At 66.7% G+C, this 2,621-nt stretch carries 2 protein-coding genes; both read left to right on the forward strand.

Translation table 11 applies throughout. The features are described 5' to 3' along the window. Positions 1-90: 90 nt before the first annotated feature. Positions 91-1,701 (forward strand): NAD(P)/FAD-dependent oxidoreductase, encoded by a 1,611-nt coding sequence (locus tag QZV94_RS24465; protein ID WP_293683004.1) that lies wholly within the window; start codon positions 91-93, stop codon positions 1,699-1,701. Positions 1,702-1,837: 136 nt separating this feature from the next. Then, positions 1,838-2,621: PAS domain-containing protein (locus QZV94_RS24470; RefSeq protein WP_293683006.1), on the forward strand; the 784-nt coding region annotated here is incomplete at its 3' end.

Consider the following 2,621-nt stretch of genomic DNA (forward strand, 5'->3'; position numbering starts at 1 on the left):
CTCGGATACAGGCGATCTTCACCTCAAACGCCACGCCACTTGGGGAATGCAGGGTTGTATGTGGCGGCGCGTGAGTAAGGGGAACACCAAGTGGCCGAGAACAAGACTTCGGAGCGGGCTGCGGTAAGCAAGGCCGTGGATGCAGTGGTCGTGGGCGCCGGTTTCGGCGGGCTCTACATGACCCACCGGCTGCGCCAGGCCGGACTGTCGGTACAGGGGATCGAAGCCGGCTACGACGTGGGCGGCACCTGGTTCTGGAACCGCTATCCGGGCGCGCGTTGCGACATCCCTTCGCTCCTCTACTCCTACACCTTCGACGATGGGCTGCGCGACGAGTGGCGCTGGAGCGAGAAGTACGCGCCGCAGCCCGAGATCCTGGCCTACGCCAACCATGTGGCGAACCGGTTCGACCTGCGGCCCAACTACCTGTTCGAGACCAAGGTGATCCGCATGGCCTTCGATGAGGTCAAGCAGCGCTGGCTGGTGGAAACCGACCGCGGCGACAGGATCGAGGCCCGCTGGGTGGTTACGGCCACCGGCTGCCTTTCGCAGCCGAAGGCCGTGGATATCCAGGGCGCAGACAGCTTCGAGGGCGAGAGCTACTCCACTTCGCGCTGGCCGCATGGGAGCATCGATTTCACCGGCAAGCGGGTGGCCATGATCGGCACCGGCTCGTCCGCTATCCAGTCGACGCCTCTGATCGCCGAGCATGCGGCGAAGGTGACCGTGTTCCAGCGCACGCCGAACTTCAGCCTGCCGGCCAAGAACCGCGAACTGACCGACCAGGAAATCGCCGAGTTCATGGCCGGCTATCCGGCCTACAAGGAAGCGCTGGCGACCGGAAGCCCCGGCATTCCGCTTCCGCCGGAGGGCTGGGCGCCCAGCGAGGCGGAGCTGCGGCAAGCCGCCGAGCACCTCTGGAGCGGCGACGGGCTGCTGTCGCTCGCGGTCCTGCCGAACCTGACGCGCGACGAGCGCGTGAACAAGATCGGCGCCGACTATGTGCGGGCCAAGATCAAGGAGATCGTCAAAGATCCGGAGCTCGCCGACAAGCTGACGCCCAAGGACTTTCCGCTGGGGACCAAGCGCGCCTGCGTCGACACCGACTACTACGCCACCTTCAACCGCGACAACGTCGAGCTGGTGGACCTGCGCGAGACACCCCTCGTGGAGGTCAACGCCACCGGCGTGAAGACCACCGGCGCGCAGTACGACGTCGACGTCATCGTCTATGCGACAGGCTTCGACGCCATGACCGGGGCGCTCCTGAACATGGATATCCGGGGCCGCCAGGGCCGCGCGCTCCGCGAGGCCTGGGCGGACGGCCCGAAGACCCTGCTGGGCCTCCAGATCGCCGGATTCCCGAACCTCTTCACCGTCACCGGGCCAGGCAGCCCCTCGGTGCTGTCGAACATGATCACCTCGTGCGAGCAGCACGTAGACTGGATCATGGGCGCCATCGAGCACATGCGGAAGAGCGGCAAGTCGACCATGGAACCCAAGCCCGAGGCGCAGGAGGCCTGGGTGCGGCACGTCAACGAACAGGCGGACCAGACGCTCTTCCCGAAGGCGAACTCCTGGTACATGGGCGCCAACGTACCGGGCAAGCCACGCGTGTTCATGCCCTACGTCGGCGAAGGCTATAAGGTTCGCTGCGACGAGGTCGCCGCCAAGGGCTACGAGGGTTTCGAGCTCGCCTAGGCATCGTTCCGGCCGTTCCTAATGGGATGGTCACGCGCTCTGTCCATCACCTGGGACAACTGGTCGCAGGCCGGCGATTAACCCTCCGAAAGGAGGTGTCGTGCCATCCACTAGGTCCGGACTGATGGGATCGAGCGTGACCTCCTCCAGAGTACCCTCGCCTGGCGCGTCGAGCGGGCCGCGACTGTTTGAGATCGCGTTCGAGAACGCCCCCGCGCCGTTGGCGGTGCTGGGCGGCGACGGCCGCCTTTTGCGGCTGAACCGCAGCTTCCGTGATCTGACGGGCTATGCCGCGGGGGAGCTTGACGGCAAGGGCATCGAGACCCTCGCCCACGGCGAGGGCGCCAGCGTCCAGACTCTCGTCGAACGCCTCTGCGCCAATGCGCTGGCCTCCGACAACCGCGCGGAAGCCTGCTGGCGCCGCCAGGACGGCAGCACCCTCTGGGTCAGCCTTTCCTGCGAGGTCATCCAGGAGGAAGGCTTCGCCCCCTGCGTCGTGCTCCACGCGGAGGGCTTGAACGGACGGTACGGCGAGGAGGAGGGGCACAGGCTGCTGGCCAACAATGTCAGCGACATCGTCAGCGTCTACGGCCCCGACGGAGCTTGCGAATACATTTCTCCATCGGTCGAGCGCGTGCTGGGCTATGCGCCCGCCGAGATGATCGGCCGACAGGCGACCTACCTGGTCCCCGCCAAGGGCCACGGTCACGGCCGGACCGCCGCCGCAAAGGCGGGCGGGCAAGCCCAAGGCTCGTCTGCGACCCACCTTGTCCCGATGCGGCGGAAGGACGGCGTCGAGGTCTGCGTGGAGATCTCGACCCGGCGGACAACCGGCCCCGACGGCCGGTCCCTCATTGTGGCGGTGACGCGTGACGTGACCGATCGGGTCGAGCGCGATCACCGCTTCCACCTTATCGCCG

This window comes from uncultured Phenylobacterium sp. (assembly GCF_902826855.1).
GTDB lineage: Bacteria > Pseudomonadota > Alphaproteobacteria > Caulobacterales > Caulobacteraceae > Phenylobacterium.